Source organism: Variovorax sp. V213 (genome assembly GCF_041154455.1).
In the GTDB taxonomy this organism is placed as follows: Bacteria; Pseudomonadota; Gammaproteobacteria; order Burkholderiales; family Burkholderiaceae_C; genus Variovorax.
Map to the genome: position 1 here is coordinate 2,270,312 of NZ_AP028664.1, position 14,991 is coordinate 2,285,302.

15 protein-coding genes and 1 tRNA gene are annotated in these 14,991 nt (G+C 65.0%); 6 read left to right on the top strand and 10 right to left on the bottom strand.

Annotated features, from left to right (window positions below; genetic code table 11):
• Positions 1–4 precede the first annotated feature (4 nt).
• Genes ACAM55_RS10820 through lptF form a run of 3 tightly spaced genes read right to left on the bottom strand, consistent with a single transcriptional unit; the run spans position 5 to position 2,640 of the window.
• Positions 5–379, bottom strand: a complete 375-nt coding sequence (locus ACAM55_RS10820) for a sirohydrochlorin chelatase (protein ID WP_369656004.1) — start codon at positions 377–379, stop codon at positions 5–7.
• A gap of 18 nt (positions 380–397) precedes the next feature.
• Positions 398–1,507 (bottom strand): LPS export ABC transporter permease LptG, encoded by a 1,110-nt coding sequence (gene lptG, locus ACAM55_RS10825; RefSeq protein ID WP_369656005.1) that lies wholly within the window; start codon positions 1,505–1,507, stop codon positions 398–400.
• On the bottom strand, positions 1,504–2,640 hold the full coding sequence (gene lptF / locus ACAM55_RS10830; RefSeq protein ID WP_369656006.1) for an LPS export ABC transporter permease LptF: 1,137 nt from the start codon (positions 2,638–2,640) through the stop codon (positions 1,504–1,506). The genes lptG and lptF overlap by 4 nt, the downstream gene beginning before the upstream one ends.
• 21 nt (positions 2,641–2,661) lie before the next feature.
• Between lptF and ACAM55_RS10835 the strand changes: the two genes are divergently transcribed.
• The 4 genes from ACAM55_RS10835 to ACAM55_RS10850 all read left to right on the top strand — a co-directional run bounded on the left by ACAM55_RS10835 (position 2,662) and on the right by ACAM55_RS10850 (position 6,382).
• A complete protein-coding gene (locus ACAM55_RS10835) occupies positions 2,662–4,197 on the top strand; it encodes a leucyl aminopeptidase (RefSeq protein ID WP_369656007.1) in 1,536 nt (511 codons plus the stop codon).
• Positions 4,194–4,637 carry a DNA polymerase III subunit chi gene (locus ACAM55_RS10840; protein WP_369656008.1) on the top strand — a complete coding sequence of 148 codons (444 nt, stop codon included), beginning with the start codon at positions 4,194–4,196 and terminating at the stop codon, positions 4,635–4,637. Before ACAM55_RS10835 ends, ACAM55_RS10840 begins: the two co-directional genes overlap by 4 nt.
• A complete protein-coding gene (locus ACAM55_RS10845; RefSeq protein WP_369656009.1) occupies positions 4,637–5,041 on the top strand; it encodes a hypothetical protein in 405 nt (134 codons plus the stop codon). Before ACAM55_RS10840 ends, ACAM55_RS10845 begins: the two co-directional genes overlap by 1 nt.
• Before the next feature lie 135 nt (positions 5,042–5,176).
• A complete protein-coding gene (locus tag ACAM55_RS10850) occupies positions 5,177–6,382 on the top strand; it encodes a branched-chain amino acid ABC transporter substrate-binding protein (RefSeq protein WP_369656010.1) in 1,206 nt (401 codons plus the stop codon).
• Between the two features lie 86 nt (positions 6,383–6,468).
• On the opposite strand, the gene ACAM55_RS10855 is transcribed toward ACAM55_RS10850, so the two are convergent.
• The 5 genes from ACAM55_RS10855 to ACAM55_RS10875 form a co-directional block, all read right to left on the bottom strand.
• On the bottom strand, positions 6,469–6,861 hold the full coding sequence (locus tag ACAM55_RS10855) for a response regulator (protein WP_369656011.1): 393 nt from the start codon (positions 6,859–6,861) through the stop codon (positions 6,469–6,471).
• A 108-nt stretch (positions 6,862–6,969) separates the two neighbouring features.
• Complete coding sequence (locus tag ACAM55_RS10860) at positions 6,970–7,455, bottom strand: hypothetical protein (protein ID WP_369656012.1); 486 nt, start codon at positions 7,453–7,455, stop codon at positions 6,970–6,972.
• Between the two features lie 57 nt (positions 7,456–7,512).
• Positions 7,513–7,603 (bottom strand) — tRNA-Ser (locus tag ACAM55_RS10865).
• A gap of 24 nt (positions 7,604–7,627) precedes the next feature.
• Complete coding sequence (locus ACAM55_RS10870; protein ID WP_369656013.1) at positions 7,628–8,557, bottom strand: SPFH domain-containing protein; 930 nt, start codon at positions 8,555–8,557, stop codon at positions 7,628–7,630.
• Positions 8,558–8,581: 24 nt separating this feature from the next.
• A complete protein-coding gene (locus tag ACAM55_RS10875) occupies positions 8,582–9,007 on the bottom strand; it encodes an NfeD family protein (RefSeq protein WP_369656014.1) in 426 nt (141 codons plus the stop codon).
• Between the two features lie 108 nt (positions 9,008–9,115).
• Between ACAM55_RS10875 and ACAM55_RS10880 the strand changes: the two genes are divergently transcribed.
• Positions 9,116–11,419 (top strand): Orn/Lys/Arg decarboxylase N-terminal domain-containing protein, encoded by a 2,304-nt coding sequence (locus tag ACAM55_RS10880; RefSeq protein WP_369656015.1) that lies wholly within the window; start codon positions 9,116–9,118, stop codon positions 11,417–11,419.
• Positions 11,420–11,461: 42 nt separating this feature from the next.
• Here the strand turns inward: ACAM55_RS10880 and ACAM55_RS10885 are convergent, their stop codons facing one another.
• Together ACAM55_RS10885 and fabI are read right to left on the bottom strand one after the other, a co-directional pair.
• Positions 11,462–12,313, bottom strand: coding sequence for a DNA ligase (locus ACAM55_RS10885; RefSeq protein WP_369656016.1), 852 nt, complete (start codon positions 12,311–12,313; stop codon positions 11,462–11,464).
• A gap of 58 nt (positions 12,314–12,371) precedes the next feature.
• A complete protein-coding gene (fabI, locus tag ACAM55_RS10890; protein ID WP_369656017.1) occupies positions 12,372–13,154 on the bottom strand; it encodes an enoyl-ACP reductase FabI in 783 nt (260 codons plus the stop codon).
• Between the two features lie 37 nt (positions 13,155–13,191).
• On the opposite strand from fabI, the gene ACAM55_RS10895 reads away from it, so the two are divergent.
• On the top strand, positions 13,192–14,988 hold the full coding sequence (locus tag ACAM55_RS10895; protein ID WP_369656018.1) for an extracellular solute-binding protein: 1,797 nt from the start codon (positions 13,192–13,194) through the stop codon (positions 14,986–14,988).
• The last annotated feature ends 3 nt before the right edge of the window (positions 14,989–14,991 follow it).

A 14,991-nucleotide genomic window follows, 5' to 3' on the forward strand; every position in this document is an offset into this window, starting at 1 on the left:
GAATTCAAGACTTGCTTGCAATTCTGGCCAGCAGTTCGACCAGTTCGGGCTCTTCGCCGACGATGTTGGCCAGTTGGAACTCGACCTGCGGCCAGGTGCCGCGCAGTGCGTCGAGCTGCAGTGGCAGGTCTTCGCGGGCGTGCTTTCCCATGCCAAGGAAGAGCGGAACCACCCTGAGCGAGCGGGCGCCGCTGGCAATCAAGGCCGCCGCCGCGGTGCGCAGGTCGGGCGCGGCCAGTTCCATGTAGGCGCAAACCACGCGGGCCTGCGGGTCGAGCGCCGTGACGCGCGCGGCCACGGCCTCGATCGGCGCGCGCCAGCGCTCGTCGCGCGATCCATGGGCCAAGAGGATGATCCCCCTCGCTTTTTCGGCCGCCATCTGTTGTTTTTTTCTCTTCTATCTTCGAAGAACCAGCCAGCTGAACGCGGCAAGCGACATCACCGAATAGATGAGCCCCGGCGCGGCAGCCGTCAGCCACGGAGACCAGTTGCTCAGGTTGCCAAGGTAGCCGAACACGTTGTTCAGCAGGAAGAAGCTGATGCCGATCATCACCCCGCCGAACACGTAGGTGGTGATGCCGGCCTGGCGGAAGTGCAGGTAGGCGAAGGGCAGCGCGAGCACCACCATCACCAGGCACGAGAGCGGGTAGAAGACCTTGCGCCAGAACTGGATCTCGTAGCGCTGCGCGGTCTGGCCGTTGGCGTCGAGGTGGCGGATGTAGTCGAACAGGTCGAGAGTACCCATGCGGTCGGGCCGCAGGAGTGCCACCGACACCATTTCGGCCGTGAGCGTGGTCGGCCAGTCGAGCTGCGGCACCTTGGTGGTGACGATGTGGGCCTTGTCCGCGGCGGTGCGCGTGTCGTAGTCCTGCAGTTCGACATCGGACAGCGCCCAGTGGTCGTCGTAGATGCGCGCCGAAGACGCGACGAGCTGTTTGCGCACATAGCCGTTGGCGTCGAATTCGAAGATGCGCGCGTTCTTCAGGGAGCCATCGCGCGCGATGGACAGCACGTTGACCGCATAGGACACGTTCTCGCGCTTCTCCTTGAGCCAGGCCCCGGTATTGCCCACCAGTGAATACGAGCCCTGGTAGCGCGACTTGAGCAGTTGCCCGGTGCGCTCGGAGACCGGCGCGATGTAGTCGCCGATGGCAAAGGTCAGCACGACGAAACCGACGCCGAGCAGCAGCAGGGTGCGCAGGGCGCGCCAAGGGCCGAGGCCGCTGGTGCGAAGAATGGTGTATTCGGAGCTTTGCGCAAGGCGCGCCATCACGAAGATGCAGCCGATCAGCACCGTGATCGGGAGCAGTTCGTACAAGTGGCTCGGAATCAGCAGGGTCACGTAGATCAGTGCCTGCGCGGGGCCGTAAGCCAGGCTTTCGGGCTTGCCGATGGACTGCAGTTCGTCGACGAAGTCGAAGAAGAAAAACAGGCTCAGGAAGCCGAGCGTCACGAAAGCCACGGCTTTCAGTGCCTCGACATAGATCAGGCGTCGGATTGTTTTCACGAGGTCGGGTCGATTTTCGCGGGCTGGGCGGGCAGGCCGCCGGCGATGACGCGCTCGGTCTTGCGCCGCCGGCCCCAGTTGTTGTTGCGCAGAAGCAGCCACGCGACGCCTATCAGCAGGACGCCGCCGTGCAGCAGCAGCATGAAGGAACCCATGCCGAAGCGGCCGGAGCTGATCCAGCTCTGGCCCAGGTTGAGCATGTTGTAGTAGACGACGAAGGCGAAGAGGGCGAACAGCAGGTTGCCGCTGCGTCCCACGCGCGGATTGACGCTCGACACGGTCAATGCAAGCAGCACGAAGTTGATGCCGGCCAGCAGCATGCCGATGCGCCAGGCCAGTTCTCCGCGGCTTGAGTTGCCGGGCTCCCGCAGGAGTTGAAGCGTCGGCTTGGCGCGAGCCGGGGTGGTGTCGCCTGCCAGTGCCGCGTTGCCGCCGGCCCGGGTGCCGTAGGTTTCGAACTCGCTGATCTTGAGGCCCGCGGTGGGCAGCATCGGGCGTTCGAGCCGCTGGCCATTGCTCAGCATCAGGTAGCGGTTCTCGCCGATGTTCTCGATGCGACCGCTGCGTGCCGAGGTCGTGATCTGCAGCCCGCGCTCGACGGCCCAGATGAACACATTGGTCGCCGTGGCGCCGTCAGGCGTGTCCTTGTCGATGAAAAAGACGCGCATGCGCCCGGAGGATTCGCGGAACTCGCCCGGCGTGACGCGTTCGATGTCACTGCGCCTTTCGTACTGCGCACGCATGCCGATGGTCTGCGAGTTGGCCCAGGGCCAGCCCACCAGCGCCATGACCGCGATCAAAGCAAGCACGGGCCAGGCAAAGCGGAACAGCGGCTCGACGAAATCGGCCAGGCCGCGCCCGCTGGAAAACCAGATCACCATTTCGCTGTCGCGGTACATGCGCGACAAGGTGCCGACAATGGCGATGAACAGGCTCAGGCTCAGGATGGTGGGCATGTAGCCGAGCACCGTGTACGCCATCACCAGGAACACTTCGGACGGGTTCACGCTGCCCTTGGAGGCGAGCCCGAGCGTGCGGATGAGCATCATGGTCATCACGATGGTGACCAGGACGACGAGGGTCGCTCCGAAGCTGCGCGACAGCTCCTTGCGTAGGGAAGAATGGAATAACATCGTTCGAGGAAAAAAAGGATTATGGACTTTCAGCTCAAGACCCTCACCGTTGCCCGCGCCGCAGCCGAAAAATCCGACGTGCTGATCGTGCTCGTCGGCAGCGCACCCCTCACCGCCAAGGATCCGCTCTCCGCACTGATCGCCAGCGCCCGCAAGGCCGGCGACCTGCCGGACAAGGCCGGCAAGCTGCTCGCGCTCTACCACCCCGACGAGGTGGTGGCCTCGCGCGTCGTGCTGGCCGCCATCGGCGATGGCAAGCCCGCGTCGGTGCGCATCGGCGTCATCGCGGCGGTCAACGCAGCCAAGGCCTACGGGCCCAAGCGCGTGGTCATGGCCTTCGCGCAAGAGGCCAGTGGTGCCGCGGTCGGCTGCGCCGTGGCCGCCGCCGCCGACGCCAGCTACGTCTACACCACGACCAAGGCGAAGGCCTCGAACGGCGAGAACGGGCGCACCATCCGCAACCTGACGCTCGGGGTGGCCGACGCCGCGGCGGTGGGCAAGGCCTTCGACGAAGCCCGCGCCACCGTGTCCGGCATCGAGCTCGCGAAAGAGTGGGGCAACCGCCCGGGCAACTACTGCACGCCGACCCTGCTGGCGGAGGCGGCCAAGGGGCTGTCCAAGCTGCCCCGCATCAAGTGCGAGGTGCTGGGCCCCAAGGAGGTGCAGAAGCTCGGCATGGGCTCGTTCGCCGCCGTGGCACAAGGCTCGGCCGAGCCGTTGCGCTTCATCGTGCTGCGCTACCAGGGCGGCCCCAAGGACCAAGCGCCCGTGGTGCTGGTCGGCAAGGGCATCACCTTCGACACCGGGGGCGTCTCGCTCAAGCCGGCCGCCGAAATGGACGAGATGAAGTTCGACATGTGCGGCGCGGCCAGCGTGCTGGGCACCTTCCGCGCGCTCGGGGAAATCCAGCCTGCCATCAACGTGGTGGGACTCGTGCCGACGTGCGAGAACATGAACGACGGCCGCGCAATCAAGCCCGGCGACGTGGTCACCAGCATGAGCGGCCAGACCATCGAGGTGCTCAACACCGACGCCGAGGGACGGCTCATCCTGTGCGACGCCCTCACGTACGCCAAGCGCTTCGAGCCGGCCGCCGTGATCGACATTGCCACGCTCACCGGCGCTTGCGTGGTGGCACTGGGCGGCGTGCGCAGCGGCTTGTTCACGACCGACGAGACGCTGGCCGCAGCGCTCCAGGCGGCCGGCGAAGAATCGCAAGACCGCTGCTGGCGCCTGCCGCTCGACGACGAATATGCCGATGGCCTGAAGAGCAACTTTGCCGATGTGGCCAACGTGGCGGGCCGTGCCGGCGGCGCCATCACCGCGGCCAAGTTCCTGCAGCGCTTTGCCGGCGACTTCGTCTGGGCGCACCTGGACATCGCAGGCACGGCCTGGAAGAGCGGGGCGGCCAAGGGCTCGACCGGGCGGCCCGTGGGCCTGCTGGTGTCCTACCTGATGGACCGCGCACGCAGCGCCGCCGCCAGGGAGGCTGCCCCGTCGAAGTCCGCTCGCAAGAGCGCCGGTTCGGCCGCCCGAAAGGCCCGGTCCGCGCAGTGACGGAAATCGGCATTCATTTCAATACGCCGGACAAGGTGAACTATGCCTGCCGGCTGGTTCGAAAGGCCGTGAACGCGCGCGGGCTGTGCGTGGTCGTGGTGGGCGAGGCGCAGACGCTCGAGGCGATGGATGCCGCGCTCTGGCAGCTCTTGCCCTCCGACTTCATTGCCCATTGCCGGGCCGACGCGCAGCCTCATGTGGTGGCCCGCTCGCCGGTCATTCTTTCGGCCGAGGGCGCGCAGGCCGCATCGCTGCCGCACCGCGAAATGCTCGTGAACCTGGGGGCTGAGGTCCCGGCGGGTTTCGAGCGCTTCGAGCGCCTGATCGACATCGTGAGCGACGAGGCGGCAGACCGGCAGATCGGGCGTTCGCGGTGGCGCCACTATGCCGACCGGGGCTACACCATCCAGCCGCACGACTTTGCAAGGAGCGCTTCCTGATGGCCAGCACGCTGCGTACACCGCCCCGGTTCGTCCCCACCCTGACCACGGTGCTCGACCTGCCGGCCGAGACGCCGGCTGCCGAGCCGGCGAGCCCTGTGGCCGCGCCGGCCGCACCCATCGACCCCGCCGAAGCCGTTGCGCTGCCTCCGGCCGAACAGCGCTCAGAGGCCGAAATCGTCCGCCTCGAAGAGCAGCTTCTGCACCGCGTGCTGCAGCGTGTCGACCTGTCTTTGGAGGAGCGTTTGAGCGACACCGTCTCGGCGGCCGTGCAGCAGCAACTCGATGCCATGGTGCCTCGGCTGCGCGAAGAAATCGAGGCCGTATTGCGGGCTTTGGTGATCGAGGCAATGGCCGCCGAGCTCTCCGAAAACACAGGGTCTACGCCAGCTTCCGGAGCGTAAAGCTTCAGCTAAACTGCGCGCCAGGTCGGTGGGGCGGGAGGGTGCCGCTGGTCTGCGGCGCGAAACTTGCGAGGTCTGCGCGCCCGGATCACACGACCGGTTCTTAGTTTATTTATCAATGTTCTGGAGGTTCTCATGCAATTGAAATGGACTGCGGTCGCACTGGCTGCTCTCACGCTTGTGGCTTGCGGCAAAAAAGAAGAAGCTGCTGCACCCGCCGCTCCGGCGCCCACGGCAGCGGCCCCCGCACCTGCAGCGCCTCCGGCAAGCACGCTGGTCGTCAAGATCGGCCACGTTGGCCCCACCAGCGGCGCCATTGCCCACCTTGGCAAGGACAACGAGTTCGGCGCCAAGATGGCCATCGAAGACCTGAACGCCAAGGGCCTCAAGATCGGTGACAAGGTTGCCAAGTTCGAACTGCTCGCAGAAGACGACGCCGGCGATCCGAAGCAAGGCACGGCTGTGGCCCAGAAGCTGGTCGACAGCAAGGTCAACGGCATCGTCGGCCACCTGAACTCGGGCACCACGATTCCCGCCTCCAAGCTCTACAGCGACGCCGGCATTCCGCAGATCTCGCCTTCGGCAACCAATCCCAAGTACACGCGCCAAGGCTTCAAGACCGCGTTCCGCGTGGTGGCCGACGACACGCAACTCGGCGGCACGCTGGGCAAGTACGCCGTCGAAACGCTCAAGGGCAAGAACATTGCCGTGATCGACGACCGCACGGCCTACGGCCAAGGCGTTGCCGAGGAGTTCGAAAAGGCTGCCAAGGCTGCCGGCGGGACCATCGTCGGCCACGAGTTCACGACCGACAAGTCGACCGACTTCAACGCCATCCTGACCAAGCTCAAGTCCGCCAAGCCCGACGTGCTGTTCTTCGGCGGCATGGACGCCGTTGGCGGCCCGATGCTCAAGCAGGTCAAGCAACTCGGCCTGAACGTCAAGTTCATGGGCGGCGACGGCCTGTGCACCGGCGAACTGCCCAAGCTGGCTGGCGATGCCATCGGCGAAGAGATGGTGGTTTGCGCCGAAGCCGGCGGTGTCGACGGCGACTTCAAGCAGCCGCTGGAAGACTTCAAGGCCAAGTTCAAGGCCAAGAACGGCGTGGAAGTCCAGATCTATGCACCGTACGTCTACGACGCGGTCAACGTTCTGGCTGAAGCCATGGTCAAGGCCGGTTCCTCCGACCCCGAAAAGTACCTGCCGGAAGTCGGCAAGGTGCAATACAAGGGCGTGACCGGCCCGATCGCCTTCGACGAAAAGGGCGACATCAAGAACGGCGCGCTGACGCTCTTCACCTACAAGGGTGGCGTGCGTACGCAGATCGCCGTGGTGCGCTGATCGGTTTCATTGCACACCGTTGCGCCATGGCGCAAAAAAGAAAAAAGGGCCTTCGGGCCCTTTTTTCTTGGCAACGGCAATTGGCGTCAGTTCAAGCCGGCAAGGCCCGAAGGCCGATCGGTGTTGCAGTATTCGATGAACGCGTCGAGGTCGCGCGACTTGTCGAAGACCGCGTCGGCGCCCAGTGCCTCGCAACGCGCACGGATGTCGGCTGTCACGTAGTTGCTCAGCACCACCACGCGTTGGCCCGGCCCGCGGGCCTTGCAGCCCGACAGCACGCCCAGCCCGGAGCCTTCTTTCAGGAACAGGTCAACGATGAGCAACTGCCAATCGTGGGGATGGGAAGCGAGCCAGGCGAGCGCATCGGATTCGGTTTCGGCGAAGCCGACGATCTGGCCGTTGACCAGATCTTCGAGAGCCGGGACCAGGTTGTCCCTGATGGTCTTGTTGTCCTCGACGAGGAACGTGATGAGGGCCATGCCGTGGTTTCGCTTTGAGAACCAATAGCGTAGCGTGCCGGATGCGTCTGCAGCGTAGGAGAAGGGATAAGGAGCGACCCGTACCGCCCGGAAAGACCGTGGAGACGATCAGTCCGCAGCGCCGGATCGGATCCTTGCCTTGAGTTCTTCGGCCTGTGCCTGGCTTTCATCGCGCTGGGCAGTGATCTCCAGGCGCTTCTCGATTTCCTCGCTCAAGGCGGCGTTGACCTCGGCCAATGTTTCGGCCGACTTGGCCAGCTTTTCTTCAAGCTGGCTGGTGTGCTCGATGGCCTGAGCCACTTCGCCCACCTGGATTTCCTCGGGCAGCTCCTGTTCGAGGACCGTGTTCACGACCGCAAGGTTGTCCGACGCCCGCTGCACATCGGCGGCAACCGCTTCGGTCTTCTCCAATGTCTGTTCGAGCGACGTATCGCCATGCGGGGTGGGTTGGGATTGTCCGGCCATCCGGGCTCCTTTGCGGGCTTGAAAGTAAGACTTTGGATCGTACCGCCAGTTGAGGGCGGCGGGGGCAGTCGGATGCACGTTGCAAGGGCGCAACGGGCGAGCAAAAAAGCCCAGGATGCTGGAGGGCAACCTGGGCTTTTTATTCTGTCTCTCATGTCCGTGAACGGTTACGAACAATCAATTCTCTGGCGGAGCAGGCGGGATTCGAACCCGCGGAGGGCTATTAACCCTCACACGCTTTCCAGGCGTGCGACTTAAACCGCTCATCCACCGCTCCTGAGCCTTCGATTGTAGCAGTCGCTCAGGTCGGATTCGAGGGCTTGCCGGCCTGGACCATGCGCATGGCCGACGCGATGAGCGCGGCGGTTTCAGTCATGTTGCTTGGCACGATCAGCGTGGTCTTGGAGTCGGCCGCAACCTTGCCGTAGGCATCGACCGCGCGCTCGGCCACCTTGAGCTGCACGGCCTGCTCGCCGCCGGGCTGGCGGATGGCCGCCGCCACCCGCTCGATGGCGTCGGCGGTGGCGGTGGCCACGGCGGTGATGGCGGCCGCCTCGCCCTGGGCGTTGTTGATCTGGGCCTGCTTCTCGCCCTCGGAGCGGGCAATGAAGGCTTCGCGCTCGCCGGTGGCGATGTTGATCTGTTCCTGGCGCCTGCCCTCCGAAGCCGCGATGAGCGCGCGCTTGCCGCGCTCGGCGGTGATCTGCGCCTGCATGGCCAGCAGGATTTCCTTGGGCGGCGTCAGGTCCTTGATTTCGTAGCGCAGCACCTTCACACCCCAGTTGAGCGCCGCCTCGTCGATGGCCGCAACCACCTGGGCGTTGATGACGTCGCGCTCCTCGAAGGTCTTGTCGAGCTCGAGCTTGCCGATCACGCTGCGCAGCGACGTTTGCGCCAGCTGCGTCACGGCCACGATGTAGTTCGACGAGCCGTAGCTCGCGCGCATCGGGTCGGTCACCTGAAAGTACAGGATGCCGTCGACCTGCAGTTGGGTGTTGTCCCGCGTGATGCAGATCTGGCTCGGCACGTCGAGTGGAATTTCCTTCAGGCTGTGCTTGTAGGCGACCTTGTCGATGAAGGGGATCAGGAAATTGGGCCCGGGCGTCATGGTGCTGTGGTACTTGCCCAGGCGCTCGCGCACCCAGGCGTTCTGCTGCGGCACGAACTTGACCGACTGGCTGATGACGATGACCGCGATGACCAGGATGATGATGGGAACCGAAAATTCCATGATGTTTCTCCTCTTGAATTCTGACTAGGTCTTCTCGACCACGAGGCGGCTGCCGATGACCTCGACCACGCGGTGCTCGCCTGTGGCCGGCGCGTGGCCGGTGCGCGGAACCACGGTCCACTGGGCTCCCCGATAGCGCACGGTGGCCGTGCCGTCGGGGTTCCATGCCTCGATATGGATGATCTCGCCGATGTCCAGGTTGACGTCGCGGTTCGAGCCGGTGGGAAGCGGGCCCGGGCGTCGGCGCTGCACCACATACCAGGCCAGGACCGCGCCCACGCCGACCACAGCCGCCACGACGAGTTGCGCGACCGTTCCCGCGCCAACGTGCGCCGCAACGGCCGCCGCTGCGAAGCCCGTGGCCAGCAGCAGCAGGTAAACCGTACCCGAGAGCAATTCGAGCACGATGGCGGCTCCCGCTATCAGCCACCAGATGGTGGAATTCGCCATGTCTTCTCCTCTTTGATGGACGCCCGACATTCTGAGTCAAAAGGTCAGGGAATCCTTCATCCGAATTCCGTACACTTCGCGCCTCATTGCCTGTCCGGAGCCCTGCTCATGAAATTTCGCTTCCCCATCGTCATCATCGACGAGGACTTCCGCTCCGAAAACACCTCGGGCCTTGGCATTCGCGCGCTTGCGCAGGCCTTCGAAAGCGAGGGCTTCGAGGTGCTCGGCGTCACGAGCTACGGGGATCTGAGCCAGTTCGCGCAGCAGCAAAGCCGTGCCAGCGCATTTATTTTGTCGATCGACGACGAGGAGTTCACGGTCGGCCCCGACCTCGATCCCGCCGTGCTGAGCCTGCGCAGCTTCATCGGCGAGGTGCGCCGCAAGAACGCCGACGTGCCGATCTACATCTACGGCGAAACCAAGACCTCGCGCCACATCCCGAACGACATCCTGCGGGAGCTGCACGGCTTCATCCACATGTTCGAGGACACGCCCGAGTTCGTGGCGCGCCACATCATCCGCGAGGCCAAGAGCTACCTGGAGGGCGTGCAGCCGCCGTTCTTCAAGGCGCTGATCGACTACGCCGAAGACGGCTCGTATTCGTGGCACTGCCCGGGCCATTCGGGCGGCGTGGCGTTCCTGAAGAGCCCGGTGGGCCAGATGTTCCACCAGTTCTTCGGCGAGAACATGCTGCGCGCCGACGTCTGCAATGCGGTGGAAGAACTCGGCCAGCTGCTCGACCATACCGGCCCGGTGGCGGCCAGCGAGCGCAATGCGGCGCGCATCTTCAACGCCGACCATTGCTTCTTCGTGACCAACGGCACCAGCACCAGCAACAAGATGGTGTGGCACCACACGGTGGCACCCGACGACGTGGTGGTGGTCGACCGCAACTGCCACAAGTCGATCCTGCACGCGATCATCATGACCGGCGCGATCCCGGTGTTCATGAAGCCCACGCGCAACCACTTCGGCATCATCGGCCCGATTCCCAAGAGCGAGTTCGAGCAGAGCGCCATCAAGGCCAAGATCAAGGCCAACCCGCTGCTTGCCGACGTGGATCCGAACAAGGTGAAGCCGCGCGTGATGACGCTCACGCAGTCGACCTACGACGGCGTGATCTATAACACCGAGACCATCAAGGGCATGCTCGACGGCTACGTCGACACGCTGCACTTCGACGAAGCATGGCTGCCGCATGCGGCCTTCCATCCGTTCTACGGCGCCTACCACGCCATGGGCAAGCGCCGCGTGCGCCCGAAGGAATCGCTGGTGTTTGCGACCCAGTCGACCCACAAGCTGCTGGCCGGCATCAGCCAGGCCAGCCACGTGCTGGTGCAGGACTCGCAGAACCGTGCGCTCGACCGCGACCTGTTCAACGAGGCCTACCTGATGCACTCGTCCACGAGCCCGCAGTACGCGATCATCGCGAGCTGCGACGTGGCCGCCGCCATGATGGAGCCGCCCGGCGGCACCGCGCTGGTGGAGGAGAGCATTCTCGAAGCGCTCGACTTCCGCCGCGCCATGCGCAAGGTCGAGGACGAGTTCGGCAAGGACGAGTGGTGGTTCAAGGTCTGGGGCCCCGAGAAGCTCGTCGACGAAGGCATCGGCCGCGCCGAAGACTGGATCATGACGGGCGAGAAGAACGGCAAGCCGAAAAACAAGAAGTCGCCGCGCAACTGGCACGGCTTCGGCGATCTGGCCGACGGCTTCAACATGCTCGACCCGATCAAGTCGACCATCGTGACGCCCGGGCTCGACCTGGAGGGCAATTTTGCCGAGACCGGCATTCCCGCCAGCGTGGTGACCAAGTTCCTCGCGGAGCACGGCGTGATCGTGGAGAAGACCGGGCTCTACAGCTTCTTCATCATGTTCACCATCGGCATCACCAAGGGCCGCTGGAACACGCTGCTGACGGCGCTGCAGCAGTTCAAGGACGACTACGCGCGCAACCAGCCGATGTGGCGCATCCTGCCCGAGTTCTGCCAGCAGCACCCCGGCTACGAACGCCTGGGCCTGCGCGACCTGTGCCAGCACATCCACCAGCTCTACGCACGTTACGACGTGGCGCGCCTCACCACCGAGATGTACCTGAGCGATCTCACGCCGGCCATGAAGCCGAGCGACGCCTTCGCCCACATCGCGCACCGCAAGACCGAGCGCGTGGAGATCGACGAGCTCGAAGGCCGCATCACCACCAGCCTGATCACGCCGTACCCGCCGGGCATTCCGCTCTTGATTCCGGGCGAGGTGTTCAACAAGAAGATCGTCGACTACCTCAAGTTCTCGCGCGAATTCAACCTGCAGTGCCCGGGCTTCGAGACTGACATCCACGGCCTGGTGGCGCGCGTCGACGAAACCGGCAAGAAGCGCTACTACGCGGACTGCGTGGCCGCGCCGAAGAAAAAATAATCCGGGAAGCGAGAGTAATGCGCGCCGTGGGCGCGGTGCGCTTCAGGAGGGCAGGTCGATGCGTTCCCGCATGAAGCGGGCAAACCTCGGCAGGCCGCCAGGGTTGGTGCCGTTGAAGCGGTAGGTCACCCAGCTGCCGATGGCGGGCGGGTTCTCGCGCTCGGCGTCGGTGAGGCCGGTGCCGAGCTTGAAGCGCTTGCCCTCGGGCGTTTCGACCAGCAGCGCACCCAGCCGGCCACCGTGCCGGCCCTTGCCCGGAACGTGCCCGACCACCCGGGCTTCGGCGTCGTCGTGGAGCTTGACCTTGAGCAGGTCGCTGTTGCGCTCGGCACGATAGAGCGAGCCGCCCCGGTGCAGCATCAGGCCTTCGCCGCCCATCTTCACGGTCTTGTCGAGCAGCGCCTGCAACTCGGGATGCGTGGTGGCGCGCTCTTGCGGCACGGGCACGATCCACGGCGCGTCGGTGATCGGCAGCAGTTTGCGCAGGGCAGCGAGCCGCGCCGTGAAGTCGCCGCCCTGGGACGGCAGGTCGAACACCATGAACCGCATGCTGTGCCAGGCGGCGTCGTTGGGCGTCTGGCTTCGCACGGTGGAAACGGCGTGGGCAAACTGGCCCCGGCCGGCCCACAGCTCGCCATCGAGCGGCTGCTTCGGCAACTTTGCCGTGAACCAGGCGGGCGCCACCACCGGCTCGCCGCCACGCGTCCAGAGCTGCTGGCCGTCCCAGTAGCCGCGCACCCCATCGAATTTTTCGCTGACCCAGTAGTCCGCCAGCGGCATGCCCGGGCGGTAGACCTCGGCCAGCATCAGTGCCGGTGCGGGCTCGCGCGCGACGGCCGTGCGGGCCGCCAGCGCACCGAGCCCGGCAAGCAAGAGGGAACGTCGGGTCAGCACGACGCCGCTGCCAATCGATGAAGACGCAATGTTCTGCGGAAGCTGCCGGGGCGAGCGTTTATTCGCCCATTCCCGCGACGACGTTGCTGAAGCCGCCATCCACGTAGGTGATCTCGGCGCTCACGCCGCTGGCGAGGTCGCTCAGCAGAAAGGCGGCCACGTTGCCGACTTCCTCGATGGTCACGTTGCGGCGGATCGGCGAGGCCTCGGCCACGGCGGACAGCATCTTGCCGAAGCCCTTGATGCCGCTGGCCGCCAGCGTCTTGATCGGCCCGGCGCTGATGCCGTTGACGCGCATGCCCCTGGGACCGAGCGACGCCGCGGTATAGCGCACCGAAGCCTCGAGCGACGCCTTGGCAAGGCCCATGGTGTTGTAGTTGGGCAGTGCGCGTTCGGCGCCGAGGTAGGTCAGCGTCAGCAGCGCGGCCTTGTCGTTGAGGTAGGGCAGGGCGGCCTTGGCCATGGCCGGGAAGCTGTAGGCACTGATGTCGTGCGCAATCCTGAAGCCCTCGCGCGACAGCCCTTCGAGGAAGTCGCCCGCAATGGCCTCGCGCGGCGCGAACCCGATGCTGTGGACGAAGCCGTCGAACTTGGGCCAGGTCTGCGCCAGATCGGCAAAGAGCTTGTCGATCTGCGCATCGTCGCCCACGTCGCAGTCGAAAATGAGCTTGGAGTCGAAGTCTGCGGCGAATTCGGTGATACGGTCCTTGAATCGCTCGCCGACGTAGCTGAAAGCAAGCTCGGCGCCTTGTTCGTGACACGCCTTGGCAATGCCATAGGCAATGGAGCGATTGCTCAACACGCCGGTGATCAACAGTTTTTTGCCGGAAAGAAAGCCCATGAAGTTGCCTCGTGAAAATCTTGGGCAGAATTCTCGCATGCGGGCTTGGCTGCTTTTTCTCTTGATGCTCTGGGCGGCTCCTTCATGGGCCGCCCATGCCTATGCGCAATTCGGCGATGTCAAGTATCCGCCCGGCTTCACCCATTTCAGCTACGTGAATCCGAATGCGCCCAAGGGCGGAGAGATCCGGATGGTGCCGCCGACGCGGCCCACCAACTTCGACAAGTTCAACCCGTTCACCCTCAAGGGCACGGCGCCCTATGGCCTGGGCGTGCTGATGTTCGAGAGCCTGCTCACAGGCAATTCGGAGGAGCCGACCACGGCCTATGGCCTTTTGGCGGAAGACGTCGAGGTGGCGGCCGACAAGCGCTCGGCCATCTTCCGCATCCGCCCGCAGGCGCGCTTCAACGACGGATCGCCGGTGCTGGCGGCCGACGTCGTGCATTCGTTCACCACGCTTACGGGGCCCTTGGCGGCGCCGCAGTTCCGCACCATCTATGCCGAAGTGAAGGGCGTCAAGGCCATCGGCGATCGCACGGTGCGTTTCGACTTCGCCAGCCCCAATCCCGAACTGCCGCTGGTGGTGGGCGGGATGGCGGTGTTCAGCCGCGCCTGGGGTGCCGGCAAGCCCTTCGACCAGGTCACGACCGAGGTGCCGATCGGCTCGGGCCCCTACAAGATCGCGAACCCGCGCATGGGCCGCGACATCACCTACGCGCGCAACCCGGCCTACTGGGGTGCCGAGCTCCCGGTGCGCAAGGGATTCTTCAACTTCGACCGCGTCACCTTCAAGATCTACCTGGACGACACCTCGCGCTTCGAAGGGCTGAAGGCGGGCGAGTTCGACTTCATGCGCGAGTTCACCTCGCGCAACTGGGCGCGCCAGTACACGGGCAAGCAGTTCGCGTCCGGCGAACTCGTGAAGCGCGCCTTCGAAAACCAGAATCCGGGCGATTTCCAGGGCTATGTGTTCAATGTCCGCAACCCGAAGTTCAAGGACATCCGGGTGCGCCAGGCCATCGGCCTCGCGTTTGACTTCGAATGGCTCAACAAGCAGCTCTTCTACGGCCTGTACAAGCGGGTCCAGGGCTATTACCCGAACAGCGAGTTTCATGCGGAAGGACTTCCCAAGCCGGACGAGCTGGCGCTGCTCGAACCGTTGCGCGACAAGCTGCGGCCCGAGGTCTTCGGCCCGGCCGCGATCTCGCCGAGCACGGCGCCGCCGGGCAGCCTGCGCGAGAACTTGCGCAAGGCCCGCACGCTGCTGGCCGAGGCGGGCTGGACCTACCGCGACGGCGCCCTGCGCAACGACAGGGGCGAGGTCTTCACCATCGAGTTCCTGAACGACCAGCCGTCGCTGATCCGCGTCGTGACACCGCTGCAGACCGCCTTGCTGAAGCTCGGCATCCAGATGAGCTTTCGCACGGTGGACTTCTCGCTCGCGCAGCAGCGCATGGACAATTTCGAATTCGAGATGACTTCCTTGCGGCTGCCCGGCAGCACGGCGCCGGGCGGCGAACTGCTGGAGCTGTTCGGCTCCAAGGCGGCCGCCACGCACGGCTCGCAGAACATCTGGGGCATTGCCGACCCCGCGGTCGATGCGCTGCTGCAGAAGGTGGTCGGCGCCACCACCCGGCCCGAACTGGGCGCCGCAATGCGCTCACTCGACCGCGTGCTGTCGCACGGCTACTACTCGGTGCCGCAGTACTACGGCGACGCCTTCCTCATTGGCTATCGGCCGCGGCCCTTCGTGTTGCCGGATGCCATTCCTCCGTACTACCAGGCCGACACGTGGGCGATGAGCACCTGGTGGGCGTCGCCCTCGAACAAATAGAGA

Coding starts and splice junctions, on each gene's coding strand:
- ACAM55_RS10820 (WP_369656004.1), bottom strand. CDS start 379: ATGGCGGCCGAAAAAGCGAGGGGGATCATCCTCTTGGCCCATGGATCG.
- lptF (WP_369656006.1), bottom strand. CDS start 2,640: ATGTTATTCCATTCTTCCCTACGCAAGGAGCTGTCGCGCAGCTTCGGA.
- ACAM55_RS10835 (WP_369656007.1), top strand. CDS start 2,662: ATGGACTTTCAGCTCAAGACCCTCACCGTTGCCCGCGCCGCAGCCGAA.
- ACAM55_RS10845 (WP_369656009.1), top strand. CDS start 4,637: ATGGCCAGCACGCTGCGTACACCGCCCCGGTTCGTCCCCACCCTGACC.
- ACAM55_RS10850 (WP_369656010.1), top strand. CDS start 5,177: ATGCAATTGAAATGGACTGCGGTCGCACTGGCTGCTCTCACGCTTGTG.
- ACAM55_RS10855 (WP_369656011.1), bottom strand. CDS start 6,861: ATGGCCCTCATCACGTTCCTCGTCGAGGACAACAAGACCATCAGGGAC.
- ACAM55_RS10870 (WP_369656013.1), bottom strand. CDS start 8,557: ATGGAATTTTCGGTTCCCATCATCATCCTGGTCATCGCGGTCATCGTC.
- ACAM55_RS10875 (WP_369656014.1), bottom strand. CDS start 9,007: ATGGCGAATTCCACCATCTGGTGGCTGATAGCGGGAGCCGCCATCGTG.
- ACAM55_RS10880 (WP_369656015.1), top strand. CDS start 9,116: ATGAAATTTCGCTTCCCCATCGTCATCATCGACGAGGACTTCCGCTCC.
- fabI (WP_369656017.1), bottom strand. CDS start 13,154: ATGGGCTTTCTTTCCGGCAAAAAACTGTTGATCACCGGCGTGTTGAGC.
- ACAM55_RS10895 (WP_369656018.1), top strand. CDS start 13,192: ATGCGGGCTTGGCTGCTTTTTCTCTTGATGCTCTGGGCGGCTCCTTCA.